The sequence below is a fragment of the Blastococcus sp. VKM Ac-2987 genome (genome assembly GCF_026967805.1).
Lineage (GTDB): Bacteria > Actinomycetota > Actinomycetes > Mycobacteriales > Geodermatophilaceae > Blastococcus.
In genome coordinates this window covers 121,840-144,770 of sequence record NZ_JAPVBG010000002.1, presented here as the reverse complement: position 1 = coordinate 144,770, position 22,931 = coordinate 121,840, and the positions used below count along the sequence as shown (strand labels likewise).

The 22,931-nt window shown below is 75.1% G+C and carries 25 protein-coding genes and 1 tRNA gene; 14 read left to right on the top strand and 12 right to left on the bottom strand.

The features are described from left to right. Nucleotides 1-132: 132 nt before the first annotated feature. The 6 genes from O2W17_RS09555 to O2W17_RS09530 all read right to left on the bottom strand — a co-directional run bounded on the left by O2W17_RS09555 (nucleotide 133) and on the right by O2W17_RS09530 (nucleotide 7,485). Nucleotides 133-1,881 carry a serine/threonine-protein kinase gene (locus O2W17_RS09555; RefSeq protein WP_269192196.1) on the bottom strand — a complete coding sequence of 583 codons (1,749 nt, stop codon included), beginning with the start codon at nucleotides 1,879-1,881 and terminating at the stop codon, nucleotides 133-135. After that, the gene (locus tag O2W17_RS09550; RefSeq protein ID WP_269192195.1) at nucleotides 1,881-3,323 is read right to left on the bottom strand and encodes a peptidoglycan D,D-transpeptidase FtsI family protein; all 1,443 of its coding nucleotides are present in this window, start codon (nucleotides 3,321-3,323) and stop codon (nucleotides 1,881-1,883) included. The genes O2W17_RS09555 and O2W17_RS09550 overlap by 1 nt, the downstream gene beginning before the upstream one ends. Continuing rightward, nucleotides 3,320-4,723 (bottom strand): FtsW/RodA/SpoVE family cell cycle protein, encoded by a 1,404-nt coding sequence (locus O2W17_RS09545; RefSeq protein WP_269192194.1) that lies wholly within the window; start codon nucleotides 4,721-4,723, stop codon nucleotides 3,320-3,322. Before O2W17_RS09545 ends, O2W17_RS09550 begins: the two co-directional genes overlap by 4 nt. Continuing rightward, a complete protein-coding gene (locus tag O2W17_RS09540; RefSeq protein WP_269192193.1) occupies nucleotides 4,723-6,126 on the bottom strand; it encodes a PP2C family protein-serine/threonine phosphatase in 1,404 nt (467 codons plus the stop codon). Before O2W17_RS09540 ends, O2W17_RS09545 begins: the two co-directional genes overlap by 1 nt. Next, nucleotides 6,123-6,581: an FHA domain-containing protein FhaB/FipA gene (locus tag O2W17_RS09535; RefSeq protein ID WP_269192192.1), complete on the bottom strand. Its 459-nt coding sequence runs from the start codon at nucleotides 6,579-6,581 to the stop codon at nucleotides 6,123-6,125. Before O2W17_RS09535 ends, O2W17_RS09540 begins: the two co-directional genes overlap by 4 nt. 85 nt (nucleotides 6,582-6,666) lie before the next feature. Continuing rightward, nucleotides 6,667-7,485: an FhaA domain-containing protein gene (locus O2W17_RS09530; RefSeq protein ID WP_269192191.1), complete on the bottom strand. Its 819-nt coding sequence runs from the start codon at nucleotides 7,483-7,485 to the stop codon at nucleotides 6,667-6,669. A 176-nt stretch (nucleotides 7,486-7,661) separates the two neighbouring features. Between O2W17_RS09530 and O2W17_RS09525 the strand changes: the two genes are divergently transcribed. After that, nucleotides 7,662-7,747 (top strand) — tRNA-Leu (locus tag O2W17_RS09525). Between the two features lie 52 nt (nucleotides 7,748-7,799). On the opposite strand, the gene O2W17_RS09520 is transcribed toward O2W17_RS09525, so the two are convergent. From O2W17_RS09520 to O2W17_RS09510, 3 genes are all read right to left on the bottom strand, one after another. Next, nucleotides 7,800-8,177 (bottom strand): nuclear transport factor 2 family protein, encoded by a 378-nt coding sequence (locus O2W17_RS09520; RefSeq protein ID WP_269193288.1) that lies wholly within the window; start codon nucleotides 8,175-8,177, stop codon nucleotides 7,800-7,802. Nucleotides 8,178-8,373: 196 nt separating this feature from the next. Next, on the bottom strand, nucleotides 8,374-8,844 hold the full coding sequence (locus O2W17_RS09515; protein WP_269192190.1) for a DUF1707 SHOCT-like domain-containing protein: 471 nt from the start codon (nucleotides 8,842-8,844) through the stop codon (nucleotides 8,374-8,376). Nucleotides 8,845-8,953: 109 nt separating this feature from the next. Further along, nucleotides 8,954-10,117 carry an acyl-CoA dehydrogenase family protein gene (locus tag O2W17_RS09510; protein ID WP_269192189.1) on the bottom strand — a complete coding sequence of 388 codons (1,164 nt, stop codon included), beginning with the start codon at nucleotides 10,115-10,117 and terminating at the stop codon, nucleotides 8,954-8,956. Between the two features lie 76 nt (nucleotides 10,118-10,193). Here O2W17_RS09510 and O2W17_RS09505 point away from each other — a divergent pair, with 76 nt between their 5' ends. The 9 genes from O2W17_RS09505 (at nucleotide 10,194) to O2W17_RS09465 (ending at nucleotide 16,949) form a co-directional block, all read left to right on the top strand. Then, nucleotides 10,194-10,661, top strand: coding sequence for a GNAT family N-acetyltransferase (locus tag O2W17_RS09505; RefSeq protein WP_269192188.1), 468 nt, complete (start codon nucleotides 10,194-10,196; stop codon nucleotides 10,659-10,661). 102 nt (nucleotides 10,662-10,763) lie between these two features. Further along, complete coding sequence (locus O2W17_RS09500) at nucleotides 10,764-11,117, top strand: hypothetical protein (RefSeq protein ID WP_269192187.1); 354 nt, start codon at nucleotides 10,764-10,766, stop codon at nucleotides 11,115-11,117. Between the two features lie 159 nt (nucleotides 11,118-11,276). Next, nucleotides 11,277-11,927 carry an RNA polymerase sigma factor gene (locus O2W17_RS09495; protein WP_269192186.1) on the top strand — a complete coding sequence of 217 codons (651 nt, stop codon included), beginning with the start codon at nucleotides 11,277-11,279 and terminating at the stop codon, nucleotides 11,925-11,927. Next, the gene (locus O2W17_RS09490; protein WP_269192185.1) at nucleotides 11,924-12,967 is read left to right on the top strand and encodes a hypothetical protein; all 1,044 of its coding nucleotides are present in this window, start codon (nucleotides 11,924-11,926) and stop codon (nucleotides 12,965-12,967) included. The genes O2W17_RS09495 and O2W17_RS09490 overlap by 4 nt, the downstream gene beginning before the upstream one ends. A gap of 95 nt (nucleotides 12,968-13,062) precedes the next feature. Further along, on the top strand, nucleotides 13,063-13,980 hold the full coding sequence (locus tag O2W17_RS09485; RefSeq protein WP_269192184.1) for an aldose 1-epimerase family protein: 918 nt from the start codon (nucleotides 13,063-13,065) through the stop codon (nucleotides 13,978-13,980). Between the two features lies 1 nt (nucleotide 13,981). Beyond that, the gene (locus O2W17_RS09480) at nucleotides 13,982-14,707 is read left to right on the top strand and encodes an MOSC domain-containing protein (RefSeq protein WP_269192183.1); all 726 of its coding nucleotides are present in this window, start codon (nucleotides 13,982-13,984) and stop codon (nucleotides 14,705-14,707) included. 5 nt (nucleotides 14,708-14,712) lie between these two features. Further along, on the top strand, nucleotides 14,713-14,928 hold the full coding sequence (locus O2W17_RS09475) for an RNA-binding S4 domain-containing protein (RefSeq protein ID WP_269192182.1): 216 nt from the start codon (nucleotides 14,713-14,715) through the stop codon (nucleotides 14,926-14,928). Nucleotides 14,929-14,985: 57 nt separating this feature from the next. Continuing rightward, nucleotides 14,986-16,179 (top strand): pyridoxal phosphate-dependent aminotransferase, encoded by a 1,194-nt coding sequence (locus tag O2W17_RS09470; protein WP_269192181.1) that lies wholly within the window; start codon nucleotides 14,986-14,988, stop codon nucleotides 16,177-16,179. Continuing rightward, nucleotides 16,176-16,949, top strand: a complete 774-nt coding sequence (locus tag O2W17_RS09465) for a nitrilase-related carbon-nitrogen hydrolase (protein ID WP_269192180.1) — start codon at nucleotides 16,176-16,178, stop codon at nucleotides 16,947-16,949. Before O2W17_RS09470 ends, O2W17_RS09465 begins: the two co-directional genes overlap by 4 nt. Before the next feature lie 13 nt (nucleotides 16,950-16,962). On the opposite strand, the gene O2W17_RS09460 is transcribed toward O2W17_RS09465, so the two are convergent. Beyond that, nucleotides 16,963-17,766, bottom strand: a complete 804-nt coding sequence (locus O2W17_RS09460) for a PRC and DUF2382 domain-containing protein (RefSeq protein WP_269192179.1) — start codon at nucleotides 17,764-17,766, stop codon at nucleotides 16,963-16,965. A gap of 88 nt (nucleotides 17,767-17,854) precedes the next feature. Further along, nucleotides 17,855-18,820, bottom strand: coding sequence for an endonuclease/exonuclease/phosphatase family protein (locus O2W17_RS09455; protein WP_269192178.1), 966 nt, complete (start codon nucleotides 18,818-18,820; stop codon nucleotides 17,855-17,857). A gap of 63 nt (nucleotides 18,821-18,883) precedes the next feature. Between O2W17_RS09455 and O2W17_RS09450 the strand changes: the two genes are divergently transcribed. Then, nucleotides 18,884-19,510 carry a CYTH domain-containing protein gene (locus O2W17_RS09450; protein WP_269192177.1) on the top strand — a complete coding sequence of 209 codons (627 nt, stop codon included), beginning with the start codon at nucleotides 18,884-18,886 and terminating at the stop codon, nucleotides 19,508-19,510. Nucleotides 19,511-19,592: 82 nt separating this feature from the next. Next, nucleotides 19,593-20,969: a metallophosphoesterase gene (locus O2W17_RS09445; RefSeq protein WP_269192176.1), complete on the top strand. Its 1,377-nt coding sequence runs from the start codon at nucleotides 19,593-19,595 to the stop codon at nucleotides 20,967-20,969. Nucleotides 20,970-20,972: 3 nt separating this feature from the next. Here the strand turns inward: O2W17_RS09445 and O2W17_RS09440 are convergent, their stop codons facing one another. Then, entirely contained in the window at nucleotides 20,973-21,545 is a 573-nt protein-coding gene (locus O2W17_RS09440) for a TetR/AcrR family transcriptional regulator (RefSeq protein WP_269192175.1), read from the bottom strand. A 149-nt stretch (nucleotides 21,546-21,694) separates the two neighbouring features. Between O2W17_RS09440 and O2W17_RS09435 the strand changes: the two genes are divergently transcribed. Beyond that, the gene (locus O2W17_RS09435; protein WP_269192174.1) at nucleotides 21,695-22,435 is read left to right on the top strand and encodes a GntR family transcriptional regulator; all 741 of its coding nucleotides are present in this window, start codon (nucleotides 21,695-21,697) and stop codon (nucleotides 22,433-22,435) included. Between the two features lies 1 nt (nucleotide 22,436). Then, a complete protein-coding gene (locus O2W17_RS09430) occupies nucleotides 22,437-22,904 on the top strand; it encodes an SRPBCC family protein (protein ID WP_269192173.1) in 468 nt (155 codons plus the stop codon). The last annotated feature ends 27 nt before the right edge of the window (nucleotides 22,905-22,931 follow it).

The following is a 22,931-nucleotide window of genomic DNA, read 5'->3' as shown; positions in this document are numbered from 1 at the left end:
CTCGGGCGGTTCGGTACGGCCTCCGCGGCCCAGCGGTGCACGCCGCTCGGGCGGTGGTCACCGCGGACGGGGAGCCGGCGGCGAGCCTAACCGCCGCACCGGCCGGAACTCGGGATGCGAGAACCAGGGGGCTCACCGGGCGCCACCCGCCACTCCCGGTGCACCGGGGCTGCCGGTGGCGGTAGATCCGTCGGCCTCGGGGTCGATGACGGTGCCGTCGCCCGGCGGCGGGGGGGTCGAGGTGACCGGCGGCGGGGGAGCCGTGGTGCCCGGGGCCGACGTCGACGTCGCGGAGGTCGTCGTGGTGGTGGTGGTGGCCGTCGTCGTGGGAGCGGTGGTGGCTGTGGTCGCCGGCGGCGTGCTCGTCGAGGGGGTGGGCTCGGCGGTCGGCACCGGCTCCTCGTCCACCTCCTCCTCCTGGTCCTCCTCGGCGTCGGGCCGCCAGCCGTCGACGGCGACGTACAGCGTCACCTCGGTATCCGGCCCGGCCTCGACACCGGAGGGGTCCAGGCCGGCGACGTCGTCCTCGTCCAGCGGCTGCCCGAGCTCGGCCAGCAACTGCTCGGGTGCCTCGCGGCGCGAGATGAGCGTCAGACCCGCCTCGCGGAGGTCCTCCTCCACGTCGTCGGCGTCGCGGCCGACGAAGAGGGCCGGGTCCAGGAGGACGCCGATCGCCTCGGCGGAGGTGGTCGCCGCGCTGGTGGCGGTCGGCTCGGCCTGCGGCCGCGCCGCGTCATCGCCGTCCCCGGAGAGCAGCACGACGGTGGTGCCCACGACCGCGAGCAGCAGCACCAGGGCGGCGGCCAGCCAGGCCCACCGCCGGCTGCCGCCACCGGCCGGCGGCTCCGCGTCGCCCGCCCAGTCGTCGTCCTCCGGCGGACCGGACAGCGGGGGCATGGGACGCCCGCCGGTGGCCGGGGACACCGCCGGGATGCCGGCGGCCGGGGTGGCGAAGACCTGGGTGTGCCCGTCGGACCCGGTCCCCACGGTCACGATCTGGGTGGGGGCCGTGGCCGGCCCGGAGGCCGGGACCCCGGCCAGGGCGCCGCCGTCGGCGATCCGCCGCACCGCGTCGGCGAACGCGCCGCCGTCGGCGAACCGGTCGGCCGGATCCTTCGCCAGGGCGCGCTCGATGAGCAGCCGCACCGCCGGCGGGATGTCGGCGGGCAGCGGCGGCGGCGGGCGGTTGATGTGCGCCAGCGCGATCGCGACCTGCGAGGCGCCGTCGAAGGGCCGCACCCCGGCCAGGCACTCGAACCCGAGGACGCCGAGGGAGTAGACGTCGGAGGCGGCGTTGACCTCCATGCCCTGGGCCTGCTCGGGCGAGAGGTACTGGGCGGTGCCGACCACCATGCCGGTGCGGGTGAGCGGGGCGGCGTCCCGCGCCTGCGCGATGCCGAAGTCGGTCAGCTTGACCACGCCGTCGGGGCGGACGATCAGGTTGCCCGGCTTGATGTCGCGGTGCACGACGCCGGCCCGGTGGGCGGCGGAGAGCCCGTCCGCGGACTGACCGAGGACGTGCAGCGTCCAGTCGACCGGCAGCCGGCCCTCCTCGTGGAGGATCGTCACCAGCGGCTGGCCCTCGACGAACTCCATGACCAGGAACGCCAGCGTCTGGACGCCGCTGTCGTCGGTCGTCTCGCCGTAGTCGTAGACCGACGCGATGTTGGGGTGCGAGAGGGCTGCGGTGTGCCGCGCCTCGTTGCGGAACCGCGCCAGGAAGCTGGGGTCGTTGGTGTACTCGGTCTTGAGGACCTTGGCCGCGACGATGCGGTCCAGCACGCGGTCGCGCGCCTTCCAGACCTCGCCCATCCCGCCGGTGGCGATGGGGGCGGTGATCTCGTAGCGCCCGGCCAGCATGCTCCCGATGCCCAGCGCCATCAGCCCTGCCCCTCGAAGTAGGCCGCCATCACGTCGCGTGCGATGGGGGCGGAGAGGTCGCCCCCGGTGCTGCCGCCGTTGGCCACGAAGACGGCGACGGCGATCTCCGGGTCGTCGGCCGGCGCGAACCCCATGAACCAGTTGTGGTCGGGAACGCCCTCGCGCACCTGGGCGGTACCGGTCTTGCCGGCCACCTCCATGCCGGGCAGCCGCGCCGCCCGGCCCGATCCCCGGGCGACCACGCTGACCATCATCTCGGTGAGCTGGTCGGCGATCTCCGCGGAGATCGGCTCGCGCAGCACCTCGGGGTCGGTCGACTCGAGCACCGACAGGTCCGGGGCGCGCTGCTCGTCGATGAGGTAGGGCCTCATCTGCCTGCCGTCGTTGGCCACCGTGGCGGCGACCAGAGCGGCCTGCAGCACGGTCATCCGGACGTCGCGCTGACCGATGGAGGTCTGCCCCAGGGCGGCGGCGCTCTCGATCTCGCCGATCGTGCTCGGTGCGACGTCCAGCGGGATCTCCTGGCCCTCGTCGTCCAGGCCGAAGGCCTCCGCCATCTCGCGGATCGACTCCTCGCCCAGGTCGATGCCGAGCTGGGCGAACGCGGTGTTGCAGGAGATGGTGAGGGAGTCGATGAGCCGCTGCTCCTGGCTGCTGCTGCAGCTCGAGCCGTTGAAGTTGCTCAGCGTCTGCGTCGTCTGGGGGAGGGTCAGGAGGTCGACCGCCGGGACGACCGTCTCGGGGGTGTAGCCCTCCTGCAGGGCGGCGGCCGCGGTGATCACCTTGAACAGCGAGCCGGGCGGGTAGTTGTCCGCGATCGCCCGGTTCACCCGCGGGTCGGGGTCGGAACCGGTGATCTGCTCCATGTTCTGCCGGATGGCCTCCGGGTCGTGTCCCGCGACCAGGCCCGGGTCGTACGTGGGGGTGCTCGCCATGCCCAGGATCGCGCCGGTCGCGGGGTCGAGCGCCACGACGGCGCCGGTGAGGCCGTCGAGGCCGGCCATCGCGGCGGCCTGCACGTCCGGGTCGAGGGTCAGCACGACGTCGCCACCGGCCGGGTCGCGCCCGGTGAAGAGGTCGGCGATCCGCCGGACGAAGAGCCGGTCGTCCTCCCCGGAGAGCACGTCGTCCATGACGTCCTCCAGGTAGGTGTTGCCGTACACCAGCGAGTGGTACCCGGTGATCGGCGCGTACAGCGGCCCCTGGGGGTAGGTCCGCAGGTAGGTGAGCCGGCCGTCGGTGGGCACGGACATCGCGACCTCGTTGCCGTCGACGATGATCGAGCCCCGTTCCCGGTCGTAGGTCTCCGCCAGGACGCGGGTGTTCCGGTTGTCGCCGCGCAGCGACTCCGACCGGACCACCTGGATGATGTTGACGTTGACGATGAGCAGCGTGAACAGCACGAGCACGCTGATCGCCACCCGCCGCAGCGGTGCGTTCACGGGGTGACCACCTCCGTGGGGGCGTCCCCGAGCCGCATCGACGGCGCGTGCGGGGTGGCCGGGCGCCGGGCGGCGTCGCTGATCCGGACCAGCAGCGCCACGAGCACGAAGTTCGCCACGAGCGAGGACCCGCCGTAGGCGAGGAAGGGCGTGGTCAGGCCGGTGAGCGGCAGCAGGCCGGTGACCCCGCCGAGGACGACGAACACCTGCCACGCGATGGCGAACGCCAGGCCGGCGGCCAGCAGCTTGCCGAAGGCGTCGCGGACCACCAGGGAGGTGCGCAGCCCGCGCTCCACCAGGATCAGGTAGACGACGATCACGGCCACCAGCCCGAACAGGCCGAGCTCCTCGCCCACGGCGGCGGCGATGAAGTCGCTCTTCGCGACCGGCACCTGGTCGGGGCGGCCACCACCGAGGCCGGCGCCGAACAGCCCGCCGGTGCCCAGCCCGAACAGCGACTGCATCAGCTGGTACCCGGCGCCGTCGTAGTACGCGGAGGGATCCAGCCAGGTGTCCACGCGGGCCTGCACGTGCGCGAAGATCTGGTAGGCGATCATCGCCCCGCCGGCGAACAGGGCCAGGCCGATGAACAGCCAGCTGGCCCGCTCGGTGGCCACGTAGAGCATCACGACGAAGATGCCGAACAGCAGCAGCGAGCTGCCGAGGTCGCGCTCGAACACCAGCACCAGGATCGACAGGATCCAGGCGAGCAGCACCGGCCCGAGGTCGCGGCCGCGGGGCAGCTCCAGGCCCGCGACCTTCTTGCTGGCCAGCGCCAGCACGTCGCGCTTGTCGACCAGGTAGGCGGCGAAGAAGACGACCAGGCAGATCTTCGCGAACTCCCCCGGCTGGATGGAGAAGCCGGCGACCCGGATCCAGATCTTGGCGCCGTTGACCTCCGAGATGGAGGCGGGCAGCACGGCCGGCAGCGCCAGCAGGGCGATCCCCAGCAGCGCGAGCGTGTAGGCGAAGCGCGACAGCGTCCGGTGGTCGCGCACGACGACGAGGACGGCGACGAACAGCGTGACGCCCAGGGTGGCCCAGACCAGCTGGACGGGCGCGTCCTCGCGGGCCACCTCGCCGGCCCGCTCGGAGGCGAGGTCCAGCCGGTGGATGACGGTCAGGCCGAGCCCGACCAGGAGCGCGACGGCCGGCAGCAGCAGCGGGTCGGCGTAGGAGGCCCACCTGCGCACGACGAGGTGCGCGACGACCCAGAGGACGGTGATCCACGCGCTGAACGTGGCCATCTCCGGGCGCAGCGAGCCGGTCACGGTCAGGTCGACGATCGCCTGGGCGACGACGGTGATGAGCACGGCGAAGGCGAGCAGCGCCGCCTCGGTGCCCCGCCGGGTGGGCGTGGTGGCCCCGGGGCCGCGCGGGTCGGTCACGGGCCCGGCCATCAGCTCGCCTCCCGGCAGTCCACCCCCGGCTCGGACGACGAGGTCGTCCGAGCCGACGACGAGGTCGTCGTCTCCTCGGCCACCGGCACCTCGGGGAGGGCCGGCTCGCCGGGGGCGGGCTCCTGCGCGGTGGTGGGCGCGGCCACCGGCGGCGGCCCCGGCTGCGTCGCGTCGTCGTCGGACGCCGTGCGGCACAGCGGCAGCCGCTGGTCCGCCAGCGCCGAGAGGATCCGGTCGGCGTCGCCGGGGTCGTCGGCGGTGATGCTGTCGCGGACCCGGCTGCGGGCCGCCGGGACCAGATCGGTGACCGCGAGGTCGGTGCCGCGGTCCAGGCGGAAGAAGTCCAGGCCCAGGACGGAGACGTCCAGACCCCGGTAGACGGCGACCTGCTCGTCGTCGCCCGAGCCGCTCACACCCACGAACCAGTGGTTGAGCGCCCACACGTACATGCCGATCGCCCCCGCCACCAGCACGGTGAGGAGGGCCCCCGCCACCAGGAGGATGCGTAGCGGGCGGCGGCGGGCGGAGGGGCCGCCGCCCGTCGGCAGTGTGGGTGGCGGCGGGGGAGGAGGACCGGGATCGGCGAGCGCCGCTCGGCCGGCGGCCGAGCGGGCGTCGACCTGGCGCTGCCCGACGTTGTCACCGGCCGCCCCGTCGACGACGGGGTCGAAGCGGCCGTTGCCGCCGGTGTCCTCGAGGACGTCGGCGACGATCACGGTGATGTTGTCCGGCCCGCCGCTGCGCAGCGCCAGCTCGATCAGGCGGTCGGCGGTGGCCTCGGGGTCCGGGTCCTTCAGGGCCTCGGCCAGGGTCTCCTCGCTGACGACGCCGGAGAGGCCGTCGGAGCACAGCAGGTACCGGTCGCCGGGACGCGCCTCGCGCATGGACAGGTCCGGCTCGACCTCCTGCCCGTTGAGCGCGCGCAGCAGGAGCGACCGCTGCGGATGGGTGTTGGCCTCCTCCGGGGTGATCCGGCCGTCGTCGATCAACGTCTGCACGAACGTGTCGTCGTGCGTGATCTGGGCGAACTCGCCGTCGCGCAGGAGGTAGGCGCGGGAGTCGCCCACGTGGCACAGCGCCAGCCGGCCCCCGGCGAAGAGGATCGCGGTGAGCGTGGTGCCCATGCCCTCCAGCTGCGGCGACTCCCGGATCACCTCGCGCAGGTGCTCGCTGCCCTCGAAGACCGCCGCCCGCATCGCCTGCAGCATGTCGCCGGAGGGCGTGTCGTCGTCGAGGTGCTCGAGGGCGGCGATCACCACCTTGCTCGCGACGTCACCGGCGGCGTGGCCGCCCATGCCGTCGGCCACGGCCAGCAACCGGGGCCCGGCGTACACCGAGTCCTGGTTGTTGCCGCGGATGAGGCCGCGGTCGGAACGCGCGGCGTAGCGGAGAACCAGGGTCACGAACGAAGCTCCAGTGCGGTCTGGCCGATGCGGATCGGCTGGCCGGGGGCCACCAGCAGCGGGCCCTGCACGCGCTGCTGGTCCAGGTAGGTCCCGTTGGTGGAACCCAGGTCCTCGACGTACCACTGGCCGCCCCGGTTGGTCAGGCGGGCGTGCCGGGAACTGGCGAAGTCGTCGGTGAGGACCAGGGTGGAGTCGTCGGCCCGGCCGATGAGGATCGGCTGGTCACCGAGGGTGATCTTGGTGCCGCTCAGCGGGCCGGCGGTGACGACCAGGGACTTGGGGCCGCGGGCGCCCCGCTTCTTCGGCGTCGCCGAGCGCGGCGGCACGGCGGCCACCCGGCCCGGGCGCCCGCCGAACAGGTCGGCCCGCACCACGCGGAACGCGGCGAAGATGAACAGCCACAGCAGGAGGAGGAAGCCGAAGCGGAAGATCTGGACGACGAGCTCGGTCACGGCGTCGCCCCCGCAGGAGCCGGCCCGGCATCGCGGCGGAGCCGGCCCTGCCGGATCCCGTCGTGCTGCGACCGCGGGTGACCGGTCACGCCCCGTCCTGCCGGTAGACCAGGACCGAGTGGCCGATGCGGATGACGTCGCCGTCGCTGAGCGGCTGGCGGGTGACGCGGCGGCCGTTGACGAGCGTGCCGTTGGTCGACCCGAGGTCCTCCACCACGGCGACGTCGCCGTCGAGGACGACGTCCACGTGCTTGCGGCTCACGCCGGTGTCGGGCAGCCGGATGTCGGCCTCGGTGCCCCGGCCGATGACGTTGCGTCCGGTGGTGAGCTCGTGGCGGGTGCCGGGGCCGTCGACAAGGAGCACGTGGGTGGAGGTGCTCCGCGACCCGGCCCGCCCGACGACCGACGGCTCCTGCTTGCCGGTGTCGGTGGCCATCCGGCCGCGCAGCGGCGGGAGCGGGGGCAGCGGCGGGTGCCCGCCCACGGGGGCCGACGCCATGGGCGGGACGTCGACGCGGGCGGACCGGCGGGCCGGGTCGGCGACCTGGGAGCTGACCTCGAAGACGCCGGTGGTCAGCTCGTCGTCCTGCTCGAGCGCGACGGTGACCTTGTCGAAGACCTGGTAGCCCTCGTCGTCGATGTGCTCGGTGACCATGTCGGCGAGCTCGCCGGCCAGCTGGTCGGACCACTGGCCCAGGTGCGCGAAGTCGGTCTCGCCCAGGCGGACGACGTAGACGTTGGGGGCGAGGACGCGGCCCTCGCCGATGATCGAGCGCTGCTCGTCGGCCTCGCGCTGCAGCGCCTTGGCGATCTCCGCCGGGTGCACCTTGCCCTTGAAGAGCCGCGCGAAGGCCAGACCGACCATGCCTTCCAGCCGGCGCTCGAAGCGCTGCAGCACACCCACAGTCGCTCCCTCGCGCTCGCCCGGACGTCCCACTCTGCCACCCGTGATCGTAGCCGGGCCCGGCGCGCCTGACCGCCCAGCGACCCGCGACGCCCCGCACGTCGTCGCCGGACGCGCCCGCCGATCAGCCCCCCACCGGGGGCCGGGCGCGCGGCTGCTACTGTCTTCCCTCGCCAGGGCAAGTGGCGGAATGGCAGACGCGCACGGTTCAGGTCCGTGTGTCCGAAAGGACGTGGGGGTTCAACTCCCCCCTTGCCCACCAGGCACGACGAGCGCCGGTCCCCTCGGGGGCCGGCGCTCGTCGCACGTGGCGGTCAGGCCGATCCGCCGGTCCCCTGCACGAAGGCCGCCGAGTCGTAGTAGGTGCGGACGCCGCTGAGCCGGTCCTCGTCGCCCTCGATGACCGTGACGCCCCGGTAGGTGAACGGCTTGCCGCTGCGCAGCGTGCCGGTCGAGGTCCACTCGAGGGCGGCGCTGCTCTCCCCGATCACGGAGGAGGTGAAGGTCGTCTCCAGGTCGCCGAAGACGTTGCGGTAGTCTTCCCAGAAGGCCTTCGCGCCGTCCTTGCCGGAGGTCTCGTGGTGCTCGTCGAGCTTGACGAGCTGGGCGTCGTCGCCGGTGAGGTCGAGCATCGGCCCGACGTCGCGGTCGCGGTCGATCGTGTGCAGTGCGGCGGTGAAGCGCTCGGTCATCGAGTGCACGGTTCCTCCTGGGACGTCGGTGCGGCGGTGCTCCGCCGCGGGCCGGGCCTCGCCCCACCCCGTCGCGCCCTACCCCGTCGTGCGCGGCCCACCCGTCCGCTCCGCGTGCCGAGCCCGGTCCCGGGCTCCCCGGCTCCCCGGCGGGCGGCCGCCGATCGGGAGGGCTCGGGCCGGGCCGGCCGTCAGGTCAGCCGTGCAGCCGGCGGTGGTCCCGGTCGCCGGGCCGCAGGCGGTCGCCGAGCGTGCCGAACGCGAGCATGGCGCCCCAGGGGACGATCACCCAGAACGGCCAGAAGTAGAGGAACTCCCCCGCGCCGATGGAGCTGACCGCCCACACCGCCAGCACGATCAGCGCGGTGCTCGCCCAGGAGCCCCACACCGCCCAGAGGTGCCGGCCCGGGACGCCCCCGCACGCCGCGGCCGGGTCGGCGGCCGTCTCCGCCACGGCACCCGCCGGGCGGGCGGCCGACGCACCGGCGCTGCGGGGCAGGTCGGCGGTGAGCGGTGCCAGCTCGCCGAAGGTGCGGGCCGTGTAGGCCCGGGCGAGGCGCTCGTCGTACTCGGCGACGGTGAGCCGCCCGTCCGACATCGCCTGGCCCAGGACGGTGGCGACGGCGGCGCGGTCGGAGTCGGCCGCACGCAGGTGGGGCTCGGGCATGTCGTTCTCCTCGCTCGGGATGCCCCCAGTCTGATCCGGCGCGACGCACGCGGTCCACTGACAGGTGTCACCGGTTCCACGTGGAACGCGTCAGGTCCGACGCCCCGGCTCAGCCGGCGGGAGGCACGGCCTCCGCAGCGAGGTGCCGGCCGATGACCATCCGCTGGATCTGGTTGGTGCCCTCGAAGATCTGCATGACCTTCGCCTCGCGCATGTAGCGCTCGGCCGGGTGGTCGCGGGTGTAGCCGGCGCCACCCAGCACCTGGACGGCGTCGGTGGTCACCTTCATGGCGGCGTCGGTGGCGATCAGCTTGGCGATGCTGGCCTGCCGCGAGAACGGCTTGCCGGCGTCCTTGCGGCGGGCGGCGACCAGGTAGGTGGCGCGGGCGGACTCCACGGCCGCGGCCATGTCGGCCAGCAGGAACGCCACCCCCTGGTGGTCGGCGATCGGGCGGCCGAAGGCCTCCCGCTCCACCGCGTAGCCGACGGCGACGTCGAGGGCCGACTGCGCCAGCCCCACGGCGACCGCGCTGATCCCCAGGCGCCCGGAGTCGAGGGCGCCGAGCGCGATGGCCATGCCGCGGCCGGGCTCGCCCACCAGCCGGTCGGCCGGGATCGGTACGTCGTCGAGCCGGATGGCCGCGGTGGTCGAGCCGGTCAGCCCCATCTTCTCCTCGGGCTTCGCGGTGCTGAACCCGGGCAGGTCCGGGGTCAGGTGGAAGCAGGAGATGGCCCGGTCGCCGTCGGCCGGCGTGCGCAGGAACGTCGAGTAGAAGTCGGCGTGCCCGCCGTGCGTGACCCAGGCCTTCTCCCCGCGGGCCACCCAGCCGTCCCCGGCGGGCGTCGCGTTCGCGCGCATGGCCGCCACGTCGGAGCCGGCGTGCGCCTCGGACAGCGAGTAGGCGCCGATCAGGGTGCCGCCGACCATCTCCGGCAGGAGGTCGCGACGCTGGGCGCCGGTGCCGAAGACGGCGATGGGGGAGCAGGCCAGGGTGTGCACGCTGATGCCGAGGGCGACGCTCGCCCAGCGGGCCGCCAGCTCCTCGAGCACCTGCAGGTAGACGGCGTAGGGCTGGCCGCCCCCGCCGATCTCCTCGGGGAACGGCAGGCCCATCAGCCCGGCGTCGCCGAGGAGGCGGAACACCTCGCGCGGGAAGCGCTCCTCGCGCTCGTACCGCGCCGCCTTCGGGACCAGCTCGGCGTCGGCGATCTCGCGGACGAGGGCCAGCAGGTCCTCGGCCTCGGAGGTGGGCAGTTCGCGGTCGACCGGCACGGTGCTCCTTCGCGGTGGGGCGTCCAGCGGACGGTACCTCCGGAGCGGCTCCCCGGCCGTTGGCAGGATCCGCTCCGTGATCATCGAGGCGGCTGCCTGGGACGACCCCGACGTCCGGCGGCTCACCACCGATCAGCAGACCGAGATCCGGGCCCGCTACGGCGGCAAGGAGGAGCCGGGCCGGCCGCCGTCGGCCGCCGACGTCAGCGTGGTGCTGGTCGCCCGGGACGACGACGGCACGGCGCTCGGCTGCGGTGCCCTGCGGGAGCTGGGTGACGGGGTGGCCGAGGTGAAGCGCATGTACGTGGCGCCGGTCGCGCGGGGGCGCGGGGTGTCGAGGTCGGTCCTGGCGGGGCTGGAGGCCGGCGCCCGCGCCCGCGGCTGGTTCGTGCTCCGGCTGGAGACCGGGCCGCTGCAGCCCGAGGCGGTCGGTCTCTACACCGGCGCCGGCTACCGGCCGATCGGTGCGTTCGGGTCCTACGCCGGTGATCCGGACGCGGCCGGCTCGCTGTTCTTCGAGAAGGTCCTGGACGCCGGCTGCTGAGGTTCGGGTACGGCCCGGTCCGGTCCTCCGGCCGGGGTGTGTGAAGGTGGTCGGACGTCGTCGACCGCGAGGCCGGGCCGCCCGCCCCGGGAAGGAAGCCCCATGCGCATCCGGAAGATCGTCCTGGTCGCCGCCGCGGTCACCCTCCCCGTCGGGCTGAGCGGCTGCGGTGGTGGCAGCGTCGAGGAGTTCTGCGCGCAGTACCTGGCGACGGCCGAGATCGAGCCGAGGGACGGGGACGAGGCGCAGCGGGTGCTGGAGTCGATGGCCGACAGCGTTCCCGACGGGGCGGACGAGGTCGAGGACGCCGTCCGGTACATGGCCGACACCTTCCCCGACGACGCCGACCTGGAGGGGGCGGTGGCGGGCGGCGAGCTGGGCGACGAGCAGCTGGCGGAGTTCCTCGCGGCCGCCGACACCGTGAGCGCCTACGGCGACGAGAACTGCTCCGGATAGCTGCTTCTCCGCGGAAAGTCCGGTGCGCTTCTCCGCGGAAGAGCTCGGGAGGGCGGGGACGTCGGCAGCGGACCGCGGACCGGCCGTGAACCCGATCCGCCGCTCCGGACATCAACGGGTGTGACGACTTCACCGATCGCGGCCGGATCATCACCTGCCGTGACCCCGACGGCGCTGCACCGGTCCGCCGGTCCACCCGCCGAGCCCCTCCGGCTGCGCGCCCTGCCCGACTCGCTGCCGGGCGACGCCGAGCTGATCGCCCGGTCGGTGGCGGACCCGGCCGAGTTCGCGCCGCTGTTCGACCGGCACGCGGCGACCGTGCACAGCTACCTGGGCCGCCGGGTGGGGGAGCTGGCCGACGACCTGCTCAGCGAGACCTTCCTGATCGCCTTCCGACGCCGGGCCGCCTACCGGCCCGAGCACGTCGAGGTGCGGCCGTGGCTGCTGGGCATCGCGACCAACGTCGTGCGCGGGCACCTGCGCACCGAGCAGCGCCGGTACAAGGCCCTGGCCCGGGCCGCCGCCGAGCCCGAGCGGCACGGCACCGATCCGGGCGACGCGGCGGACCGGCTGGACGCCCAGGCGCTGCGCGGCCCGCTCGCCGCGGCGCTGGCCGGGCTGAAGCCCCGTGACCGCGACGCGCTGCTCCTGCTCGCGTGGGGGGAGCTCGGCTACGAGGAGATCGCGGCCGTCCTCGACGTCCCCGTCGGCACGGTGCGCTCCCGGTTGCACCGCGCCCGCCGTCAGACCCGCGCCGCGCTCAGCGGCCTCTCCGTGCTCGACCCGACCTCCGAGGAGGGGGACCGATGAACGACCTCACGCTGCTCCGCGAGGGGGGCCCCGACGCCCCGCCGCTGTCCTCCGCCGCCCGCTCGGCCGCTCGCGCCGCGCTGCTCGCCGAGATCGACGGCCCGGCGCCCCGGCGCGCGCGGGTGCCCGGCCGGCGGGCCGTCCTCCGCCTCGGGCTGGCCGCCGGCACGGTCGCGGCCGCCTGGGCCGCCGCCGTCGTCATCGCCGCGCCGGACGGTCCCGGCACCCCGGCGGAGAGCGTCACCCTCGTCGACTTCCGGATGCCGACCTTCCCGCTGTCGCTCGACCCCGAGCCGGCCGGGATGCGGCCGGCGTTCAGCGGGGACCGCGACTCGGCGGGATTCGCCGAGTACGACTCCGCGGACGGCGACGACCGGTTCACTATGGGGGTCCACGAGGACGAGCCCGACTGGCTGGAGGAGGCCTACGAGCACGTCCACGTCACCGAGCGCGCGGAGGTCGGCGTCGACGGCAGGGATGCCGACGTGGTCCGCGGATCCCGGGACGTCTACTGCGAGGACGGCCTGACCGTCTGCGAGCGCGACCTGTTCGCCGAGCTCGTGTGGGAACGCCGGGACGACCAGTGGGTGGTGCTGACCGGCGAGGGCGCCTACAGCCGGACCTCCGAGCTCGTCGCCGTCGCCGAGTCCCTGGTCGACCGGCCGCAGCGGGCCACGCTGACGGCCGAGCTGGCGCCGGCCGGCTGGTCCCTGCAGGCGTACAAGATGGGGCGGGTCCTGACCCTGGTCAACGACGCCTACGAGCAGCAGACGATCACCGTGCACGTGCCGCTGCCCGAGGACGTCGTCCCCGTGGACCAGCTGCTCGACCAGCTGATGGGGCCGGTCGGCCCGGTCGTGCCGGTCACCGTGCACGGTCGGCCCGCGCAGCTGGTCACCGTCGACAACGGTCCTGGGACGGCGGGTTGGTTCCTGCAGGCGCAGTTCGAGGACGGCACCACGTTCACGGTGCAGGCGCCGGACGCGTTGACCGAGCAGCAGGTGGTCGAGCTGGCCGAGCAGGTCACCTACCACCCCTGACCGGGGGCGCCCGCATCCGTCCCGCGGTGGTCTCCGGGCGGCCGGACACCACCGCGCGGCGGATGCGGGTGCGTCGGGTGTGGTGAGCTGACGCCATGCCCGACACCTGGCCCGACGCCGACCGCACCGAGGTGGAGCTGACCGCCGGCGACGCCCGGCTGGCCGTGGACCTGCGCGGCGGCACGCTGCGCCGGCTCGCCGTCGGGGGCTGGGAGGTGCTGGACGGCTACGCCGCCGGCACCGTCGCGCCCGGCTGGCGCGGTGCGGTCCTCGTCCCCTGGCCCAACCGGCTGCGGCACGGCCGGTGGACCTGGGCCGGCGAGGAGCTGCAGCTGGAGGTCCGGTCGCCCGAGGAGCCGCACGCCATCCACGGGCTCGTCGGCTGGCAGCCGTGGGAGGTGCTGGGCGAGGCGGACGGTTCCGTCACGGTCGGGACGACGGTCGAGCCGCACCCGGGCTACCCCTTCCGGCTGGACGTCGCGGTCGACCACCGGCTCACCGCCGACCGGCTCACCAGCACCCTGCGGGTGCGGAACCCCGGCGGGGCGCCCGCCCCGTTCGGCGCCGGGTTCCACCCCTACCTCTCCGTCGGGGCGACGGCGGACGGCGGCATCGGGGCCGCCGAGCTGACCCTCCCCGCCCGGACCGAGCTGGTCCTCGACGGCGGCCTGCCCACCGGTGAGCGCCGGCCGGTCGAGGGCGCGGTCGGCGAGATCGGGGACCGCCCCCTCGACGCCCCGCTCACCGATCTCGACCGCGACGCCGACGGCTGGGCGCACGTGCGGTTGCGCGGCAGCGCGGGCGAGCTGGTGATCTCCGCCGACGCGTCCTGGCCGTGGCTGCAGGTCTACAGCGGCGACGACCTGCCCGCCGGTCAGCGGCGGCGCAGCCTGGCCGTCGAGCCGATGACCTGCCCGCCGAACGCGCTGGCCGACGGCGTCGACCTGATCACCCTCGGGCCGGGGGAGACCTGGTCGGGCACCTGGTCCCTGGCGTGGACCCCGGAGGGCTGAGATGCGGGTGCTGGAGCTGTGGCGCTACCCGGTGAAGTCGCTGCAGGGGGAGCGGCTGGCCGAGGCGGCGATCGGGCCGCTCGGGATCGCCGGTGACCGGGCGTGGGCGCTGTTCGACCGGGACACCGGGCTGGGCCTCACCGCCCGGCGGGTGCCCGACCTGCTGTTCGGCGCGGCCCGGCTGCGGCCCGACGGCGGCGTGGAGGTGGTCCTGCCCGACGGCACGGTCACCGCCGACGAGGCGGTGCTGTCGCGCTGGATGGGCCGCCGGGTGGAGTTCCGGGCGGCACCGGAGGACGACGCCGACGTCCCCGTCTACGAGTCCGCGGTAGACGACGACGAGCCCGATCCCGCGGAGTGGCTGCAGTGGGAGGGGGCGCCCGGGCCGTTCCACGACAGCCCGCGCATCCGGCTCTCGCTGGTCTCCACCGGCACCCTCGGTACCTGGGACCGCCGTCGCTTCCGGGCCAACGTCTTCCTCGACGGCGAGGGCGAGGACGCGCTGCGCGGCAAGGAGGTCGAGCTGGGCGGGGCGCGGCTGCGCCTCGGCAGCGGCATCCCGCGGTGCGTGATGACCACCCGGCCGCAGCCCGGCGGCATCGCGCGTGACACCTCGGTGCTCAAGACCGTCCACCGCGAGCGGGACGGGCTGCTCGCGGTGCGGGCCGCCGTCCTGGCGTCCGGGACGGTCCGGGTCGGCGACGTCCTGGCGCCGGCGGCAGACTGAGCACCGTGCGCACCATCGACCTGCGGCCCGGCGAGGACAGCATCCGGCTCGGCCAGCTGCTGAAGCTCGTCGACGCCGTCCCCACCGGCGCCCAGGTGAAGGACGTCCTGCTCTCCGGGGCGGTGACCGTCAACGGGGAGCCGGAGGAGCGCCGGGGGCGGCAGCTGCGCTCCGGCGACGTCGTCGCCATCGACGGCACCGAGGACATCCGGATCGGCTGACCGGCGAACGTGGGAGCGGCACAGCGGTTCCACGTGGAACGAGCGGGGAGGAGCACGGTGCGGGATCCACTAGCGTCCCGGCTGCACGGCTTCGGGACGACGGTCTTCGCCGAGATGAGCGCGCTCGCGGTCGCGACCGGCTCGCTCAACCTCGGCCAGGGCTTCCCCGACTACCCGGGCCCACCCGAGGTGCTCGACGTCGCCCGGGCCGCGATCGGCACCGGCGCCGACCAGTACCCGCCCGGCCCGGGCATCCCCGAGCTGCGGGCCGCCGTCGCCGAGCACCAGCAGCGCTTCTCCGGGCTGGCCTACGACCCGGACACCGAGGTGCTGGTGACCGCGGGCGCCACCGAGGCGCTCGCCGCGGCCATGCTGGCGCTGCTCGAGCCCGGTGACGAGGTCGTCCTCTTCGAGCCGATCTACGACAGCTACAGCGCGTCGGTGGCCATGGCCGGCGGCGTGGTCCGGCCGGTTCCGCTGCACCCGCCTGCCGGGTCCTCCCCCGACCGGCCGGGCCGGTGGACCTTCGACGAGGCCGAGCTGCGCGCCGCCGTCACGCCGCGCACCCGCATCCTGCTGGTCAACTCGCCGCACAACCCCACCGGCACGGTGCTGACGGCCGCCGAGCTGGCGGTGCTCGCCGAGCTGGCCACCACCCACGACCTCCTGGTGGTCACCGACGAGGTGTACGAGCACCTGGTGTTCGACGGCGCCCGGCACGTCTCCCCGGCCACCCTGCCGGGCATGCGCGAGCGCACCCTCGTCGTCTCCAGCGCGGGCAAGACCTTCGACGTCACCGGCTGGAAGGTGGGCTGGGTCTGCGGCCCGGCGCCCCTGGTCGCCGCCGTCCGCACCGCCAAGCAGTTCCTCACCTACGTCAACGCCGGGCCGTTCCAGCCCGCGGTGGCCGCCGGGCTGCGGCTGCCCGACGCCTACTTCACCGGCGTCGCCCGCGACCTGCAGGCCCGTCGGGACGTGCTGGTCCAGGGGCTGCGGGACGCCGGTCTGCCGGTGATCAGCCCGGAGGCCACCTACTTCGCCACGGTGGACGTCCGCGGGGTCCGGCCGGACGGGGACGGGCTGGCGTTCTGCCGGGAGCTGCCGGAGCGCGCCGGCCTGGTGGCCATCCCCACCGTGGTCTTCTACACACCGGCGCACGCCTCCCTGGGGCGGCACCTGGTGCGGTTCGCGTTCTGCAAGAGCGATGCGGTGCTCGCCGAGGCGGTCGAGCGGTTGAGGAGGCTGGGATGAAGGTCGCGGCGGTGCAGCACGACATCGTCTGGGAGGACCGGGAGGCCAACTTCGCCCGGCTCGCCCCGCAGGTCGGCCGGGCGGCGGCCGCCGGTGCGGAGCTGGTGCTCCTCACCGAGACGTTCTCCACCGGCTTCTCGATGACGCCGGGCATCGGGGAGCCCGAGGACGGCCCGTCGGCCCGGTTCCTCGCCGCTCAGGCGGCCGAGCACGGGGTGTGGGTGGGCGGCAGCTGCCCGGAGATCGCCGACGACGGCGGGGGAGAGGCGGCGCTGCCCTACAACTCGTTCGTCCTGGCCGGTCCGGACGGCACCACCCACCGCTACCGCAAGCTGCACCCGTTCACCCACGGCGGCGAGCACGAGCGCTTCCGGGCCGGCGACGGGCCGGTGACCGTGGAGATCGGCGACCTGCGGGTGACCCCGTTCGTCTGCTACGACCTGCGCTTCGCCGACGTCTTCTGGCGGGCGGCGCCGGGCACCGACCTCTACGTGGTGGTGGCCAACTGGCCGGCCGCCCGCCGGCTGCACTGGCAGACGCTGCTGCAGGCCCGGGCCATCGAGAACCAGGCCTACGTCGTGGGCTGCAACCGGGTGGGCACCGCCGGCGACGGCACCGAGCACACCGGTGACAGCCGGGTCGTCAGCCCCATGGGGGAGCTGCTGGCCACGGCCGCGGGCACCGAGACCCTCGTGCTGGCCGACGTCGACCCCGCGGAGGTGACGGCGACCCGCGACCGGCTGCGCTTCCTCCCCGACCGGCGCGGCTGACCGGGCCGGCCGCTCAGCGCCGCTCGGTGCCGTCCTGGTCGACGACGACCTGCTCGCGCTGGATCTGCTCGGTGACGGTCTCCTGCCCCTCGACCAGCTCGGTGCGCAGCCGCACCCGCTCGGTGGGCACGACCTCGAGGCTGATCAGCGGCCGCTCGGTGTGCAGGATGATCTCGCCCGGGAGCCCGGGGCCGGCCGTCGTGCCGTCCGGGACCAGCGACTCGCCGGCGTCCACCCCGCCGGTGGTGTCGTCCGCTCCTACCGGGATCTCCTCGAGGCGGATCTCCTCGCGCCGGATCGGCACGGTGACCTGCACCTCCTCGGTGACGACGTACTTCACCAGGCGGACGCGGCGCGTGGCCACCTGCTCGGTGCCGATCCGCAGCTGCTCCTCGCTGCGGGTCATGGCGCCGTCGGTGCCGCCGGCCGTGTCGGTGGGCCCGGCCGGTGGGGCGTCCGCGATCGGCGTCACCGGGTCGGGGCTCCGGTGGCGTCCCTCGCCGTTGGCGGCATCGATGCCGTAGTGGCGGCGCAGCTCGGCCTCCTCGCCCGGGTCGAGGTGGTTGCCGCCGACCGACGGGGCGTTCTTGACGGCGTCGGCGCTGACCGGCAGCTGCAGCCGTCCGTCGTCCCAGGTCGCCTGACCGGCCGGCACGATCGAGTGCCGGGTGCCGAACATGCCGGTGGTGACCGCCACCCAGGTCGGCTCCCCCGTCCGGTCGTCGACGAAGAAGTGTTCGACGGTGCCCAGCTTGTCGCCACCGTCGCCGTAGGCGGTGCTGCCGATGGCGGCGGACACCTCGCGCTCGCTCAACATGGGTCGGCTCCCCTCCGTGCGGCGCTCGGGGCGCGCCACGCCCTCAGGCCTGCCCAGCGGAGGGCGTCGGTGAACATCGCGCCCGAGGTCAGCCGCGCGGCAGCACCAGATCGACGACCAGGGACCGGTGGTCGCTGCCCGTCACCGGCACCGTCGCGCAGCCGGTGACGGCGAGGCGCGGGTCGACCAGGACGTGGTCCAGCACCAGCCGCGGGAGGCGGAGGCGCAGCGGGCGCCAGGTCCACGCGCGGCCCCGGCCCACCGCCCGGGCGGCGTCCCGGTACCCCTGGCGCAGCACCGCGCGCAGCGCGGCGTGGTCGTGGGTGGCGTTGAAGTCGCCGGCCAGCACGCGCAGCACCGACGGGTCGGGCGCCGGCAGGTCGGCGAGGTCCTCGGCCCAGCCGCGGACGGCGGCCGGGGAGGTCGACGGGGGCCGGGTGTGGACGGCGCCGACCTCCACGTCGGGCCCGGCGCCGCCGGGCAGCCGGACCGTCGGCTGCTCGAAGCCGCCGGGCAGCAGCCCGCGGCCGGTGATCGGCCACCGGCTCCAGACGGCGCCGGACGCGGAGGCGACGCTGCCCGGCCGCGCCGGGACGACGTGGGCGTGCGGGAGCGCCCGGTCCAGGCCGGCCGCGGCGAGGCGCCGCTGGGCGTCCGGGGTGAGCTCCTGCACCGCCAGGACGTCGACGTCGTGCTCGCGCACGAACTCGACGACCGGTTCGGCGGGGACCAGGCCCAGCCGCAGGCTGACGGTGGCGATCCGCAGGCGGGTGCCCGCCGGGGCCGGTCCGGCCGGCGGCTCGCCCCGCGCGGCCCGGACCGCCACCCCGAGCGAGGCGCCGGCGGCGGCGGACAGCAGGGCGCCGGTCAGCGAGCGGGCCCGCACGGCGGCGGCCAGCGGGAGCACGGCGGTGGCGGCCGCGTACGGGGTGAAGGCCAGCGCTGGCACGAGCGGGAAGCCGCGCTCGGTGCCGGTGCCGCGCACGGCCGCCCAGACCGCCCACGGCAGCGCCGCCGCCACCGCCCACCGCTGCTCGGGGCGCGTCGGGGGCATGGTGGTCACGGTAGCCAGCGGGCGCAGGAGCCGCCGACCGCCGGCTGCCCTACGGTCGGGTCCGTGGTCACCGAGCAGCTGGAGGTCGAGCGCAAGTTCGACGTCGACGAGGCGTTCGCCCTGCCCCCGCTCGAGGCGGTCCCCGGCGTCGCCGCCGCCGACCCGCCGGAGGCGCACGAGCTGGAGGCGGTCTACCACGACACCCCCGGGCTGCGGCTGGTCCGCGGCCGGGTCACCCTGCGCCGCCGCACCGGCGGGCCCGACGCGGGCTGGCACCTCAAGCTGCCCGCCGGCGCCGCCCGCCGGGAGCTGCACCTGCCGCTGGACGACGGCGCCGGCAGCGCTCCCGCTGAGCTGCTGGACGCGGTCGCCGGCCTCCTGGCGGGCGAGGTGCCGGAGCCGGTCGTGACCATGCGCACCCGGCGGGTGGTCACCGTCCTCCGGGACGCCCGGGGCCGGGCTCTGGCCGAGGTCGCCGACGACACCGTGACGGCGACCGTGCGGGCCGCAGCCCGGGGCGGGACCCCGGAGGTGCGCTCCTGGCGGGAGGTGGAGGTGGAGCTGGTGGAGGGGGAGGAGCCCCTGCTGGGTGCCGTGGGCGAGGTCCTGGTGGCCGCGGGCGCCCGCCCGTCCCCGCGCGCCTCGAAGCTGGCGTTCGCGCTGTCGTCCAGGCTGGGCATCGCCGGCTGACCGCCCGACGGGAACGCGGCGCAGCTCTCCGTCGTCTCCCCTCTGCACCGGCGCACACCGCGCCGACGCCCCACCCGTTCGCGTGCTCCGGAGGCCTGCCCTGTCCCTCATCGGTCTGCTGGGCTTCGGGACGGTGGTCCTGCTGGCCGTGGGGCTGCTGCACGCCTACCTGTGGCTGCGCCTGGTCCGCGGGACCACGCGGCCGGGCCGGCTGCGCCGCCGGCTGACGGCGCTCACCGCCGTCCTCGCGGTGCTGCCGGTCCTGGCGGTCACGCTGCGCGGCGCCCTTCCCCAGGACGCCCTCACCCCGCTGAGCTGGGTCGGGTACAGCTGGCTCGGCATCGCGCTCTACGCCGTCGTCGCCCTGCTGGCGCTCGAGCCGGTCCGCCTGGTCGGGAACGCCCTGATCAGGCGCAAGGAGGGCACGCTCGTCCCGAGCGGGCCCCGGAGGGGTTCGCGCAGGGACGACGCAGCGGCTCCGCCCGACGGGGGGACGGCACCTGGTGGCGGTGCTGTCCGGGAGGACGGCAGTGTCACGGCCGGTGTCATCGCCGAGGTCAGGACCGGTGACGTTGCGGACGACGGGGCTGCCGCCCCCGGCGCCGACCCGGGCCTCCCCCGGCGGCTCTTCCTGGCCCGGGGGCTGGCGGTGACCGCGGGGGCGGTGGCGCTCGGCACGGCCGGGACGGGGGCGTACTTCGCCAACTCGGCGCCGGTGGTCCGGCGGGTCCCGGTGACGCTGCAGGGGCTGGACCCGGCGCTGGACGGCCTGCGCGTCGTCACCTTCTCCGACGGCCACCTCTCGGCCACCTACGGCGGCCGGCGCTTCGAGCGGGTGGTCGAGATCGTCAACGAGCAGCGACCCGACGTGGTGGCGATCGTCGGCGACCTGGTCGACGGCGACGTCGACGACCTCCGCGAGGACGTCGCGCCGCTGGCCGACCTGGTGAGCGAGCAGGGCGTCTACTTCGTCACCGGCAACCACGAGTACTTCGTCGACACCCGGGCCTGGCTGCGCCACCTGCCGACCCTCGGCGTGGACGTGCTCCGGAACGAGCGGGTGGCCATCCGCCGCGGCGGCGCGTCCTTCGACCTCGCCGGCATCGACGACCGGACGGCGGCGGCCTCCGGGCTGCCGGGCCACGGCGCCGACCTCGACGCCGCCCTGGACGGGCGGGACGACGCCACCCCGGTGGTGCTGCTGGCGCACCAGCCGGTGCAGGTGCAGCAGGCGGCGGCCGCCGGGGTGGGCCTGCAGCTGTCCGGGCACACCCACGGCGGGCAGCTGTGGCCCTTCGACTACGCCGTGCGGCTGGACCAGCCGGCGGTGGAGGGTCTCTCCCGGCACGGGGACACCCAGCTGTACGTCACCTCGGGAGCCGGGTACTGGGGGCCGCCGATGCGGATCGGGGCGCGGCCGGAGGTCACGGTCGTGGAGCTGCGGGCGCCGCGGAGCTGACGGTCAGGCCTGCTCGAGGGCGTCGAAGGCCGCCTGGACGCACTCCTCGAGGGAGGTTGCGTCGCCGCTGTCGGCCCAGGCGAGCAGGCCGGTCGTGTAGGCGGCCATGTAGGCGCTGGCCACCACCAGGTCGACCGTGCGCGGAGGGCCGCCGTCGGCGAGCGCCTCGGCGACCATGGTCGCGGTGATCCGGTCGAACTCGCCGGCCCGGTGCCGCAGCGCGGGGCTGCCGGCGATGATCTGCCAGCGGGCGTGCAGCTGCGCGCGGTGCTCGCCGTCGACGCCGTCGAGCGAGCTGACCGCGGCCCGGCGGATGCGCGCTGCCAGGGGGAGCGTGAGCGGCTGGGCGGCGATGAGCGCGGCCACCTGCTCCGGTGCCGTGAGCCGCATGACGAGGTGTTCCTTGCTCGGGTAGTGCGCGTAGAAGGTCGGCACGGACACGCCGGACGCCGTGGCGATGGCGCCGACGCTCACCTGGTCGAAACCGAGCTCCTCGAACAACCCCACGGCGGCGGTGAAGATCCGCTCGTGGGTGGCCTCCCACCTGCGCCTTCGCCAGTCCGGAGCATCGGTCACCGGCTGATCTTCGACCCCCGGCCCGGATCCGTGCCACCCGGCCCCGGCTGTCATCTCTCCGTGGCGTGCCGCCCGTCCCGGACCCGTTCGGATGTGACGTCTCATACGACATGACGACCAGACGTCTGCCCGGGCAGTACCTTTGTCCCGTGGCCAGCCCCGTGTACGGACCGAAGTACCTGTCGGTCCGGGAGCATCTCCGCCGCCGCGTGGCCGCACTGCCGGAGCTGACCCTCCTGCCGCCCGAGCCGGTGCTCTGCGCCGAGTACGGGGTCAGCCGCATCACGCTGCGCCGCGCCGTGGACGGCCTGGTCGCCGACGGCCACCTCGTCCGCGAGCAGGGCCGGGGCACCTATGTGACCCGCCCGGCCATCCGGCACGAGTACCGCGAGAGCTTCGTGCACCGCATCGCCGGGTTCAACTCGGTCATGACCGAGCAGGGTGCCCAGGTCGGGACCACGGTCCTCACCCAGCGGATCGTGCCGGTGCCGGCTCCGGTGGTCCCGGAGCTCAAGCTGGAGCCCGCTGCCGACGTGGTGGAGCTGGTCCGGCTGCGCAGCGTCGACGGCACGCCCAACCACGTGGCGCACAGCTTCCTGCCCGCCGAGCTCTACCCGCGGGCCGCGGAGGCGGACTTCGGCGAGGGGTCGCTCTACGAGTTCCTCCGGCGGGAGTACTCCGCCGACCTGGCTCACGCGCGGATCGTCGTCGACGTCGGGACCGCCGCGCCCGAGGAGGCCGACCTGCTCAACGTGGTGGCCGGTTCCCCGCTGCTGGTGGTGCGGACCACCGTGCGGGACAGCGACGGGCGGCCGCTGGTGCACAGCTTCTCCCGGCTGCGACCGGACGTCAGCCAGGTCGAGTTCGAGGTCTCCGTGGGAGGGCGCTGAGGTGACGACCGCGAGCGGTACCCGCGAGGTGCCCGAGCCACGGGCCGACGTCTGGCGGGCCCTGGCGGTGCTCGAGCCCTACTGCGCCGTCTGCGACGTCTCGTACGTCCTCGGGGGTGCCGGGGCGCCGGGGGTCGGGACGACGTTCGTCTGCGCGCCCGGGCAGCTCGACGGCACGCCCCCGGGCGCCGGTGCCCCGCGGGGCGAGATCCTGGAGTGGGACGAGCCCCGGCTGGTCGTCTCCCGCCTGGACCTGACGCCGGAGCGCTGGACGACGCGGATCGAGCTGGCCGAGACCCCGGCCGGCGGGACCCGCGTGTCGATCACCCTGACGCACGAGCCGGTCGGCGGCAGCCGGGTGGTCCGCAGCCTGCAGCGCAGCGCCCTCCGGAAGCTGGTCGCGCGGACCGTCGAGGAGGAGCTGGCGAAGGTGCCCGCACATGTGGCGCGGGCCACGGGTACCTCCTGACCTGCTGTGATCGCCACCCCGATCGGG

What these genes read in the sequence shown, in the direction of transcription:
- O2W17_RS09490 (WP_269192185.1), top strand. Translation starts at nt 11,924, where the DNA reads ATGAACGACCTCACGCTGCTCCGCGAGGGGGGCCCCGACGCCCCGCCG.
- O2W17_RS09545 (WP_269192194.1), bottom strand. Translation starts at nt 4,723, where the DNA reads ATGGCCGGGCCCGTGACCGACCCGCGCGGCCCCGGGGCCACCACGCCC.
- O2W17_RS09520 (WP_269193288.1), bottom strand. Translation starts at nt 8,177, where the DNA reads ATGACCGAGCGCTTCACCGCCGCACTGCACACGATCGACCGCGACCGC.
- O2W17_RS09500 (WP_269192187.1), top strand. Translation starts at nt 10,764, where the DNA reads ATGCGCATCCGGAAGATCGTCCTGGTCGCCGCCGCGGTCACCCTCCCC.
- O2W17_RS09460 (WP_269192179.1), bottom strand. Translation starts at nt 17,766, where the DNA reads ATGTTGAGCGAGCGCGAGGTGTCCGCCGCCATCGGCAGCACCGCCTAC.
- O2W17_RS09515 (WP_269192190.1), bottom strand. Translation starts at nt 8,844, where the DNA reads ATGCCCGAGCCCCACCTGCGTGCGGCCGACTCCGACCGCGCCGCCGTC.
- O2W17_RS09485 (WP_269192184.1), top strand. Translation starts at nt 13,063, where the DNA reads ATGCCCGACACCTGGCCCGACGCCGACCGCACCGAGGTGGAGCTGACC.
- O2W17_RS09480 (WP_269192183.1), top strand. Translation starts at nt 13,982, where the DNA reads ATGCGGGTGCTGGAGCTGTGGCGCTACCCGGTGAAGTCGCTGCAGGGG.
- O2W17_RS09455 (WP_269192178.1), bottom strand. Translation starts at nt 18,820, where the DNA reads ATGCCCCCGACGCGCCCCGAGCAGCGGTGGGCGGTGGCGGCGGCGCTG.
- O2W17_RS09465 (WP_269192180.1), top strand. Translation starts at nt 16,176, where the DNA reads ATGAAGGTCGCGGCGGTGCAGCACGACATCGTCTGGGAGGACCGGGAG.
- O2W17_RS09555 (WP_269192196.1), bottom strand. Translation starts at nt 1,881, where the DNA reads ATGGCGCTGGGCATCGGGAGCATGCTGGCCGGGCGCTACGAGATCACC.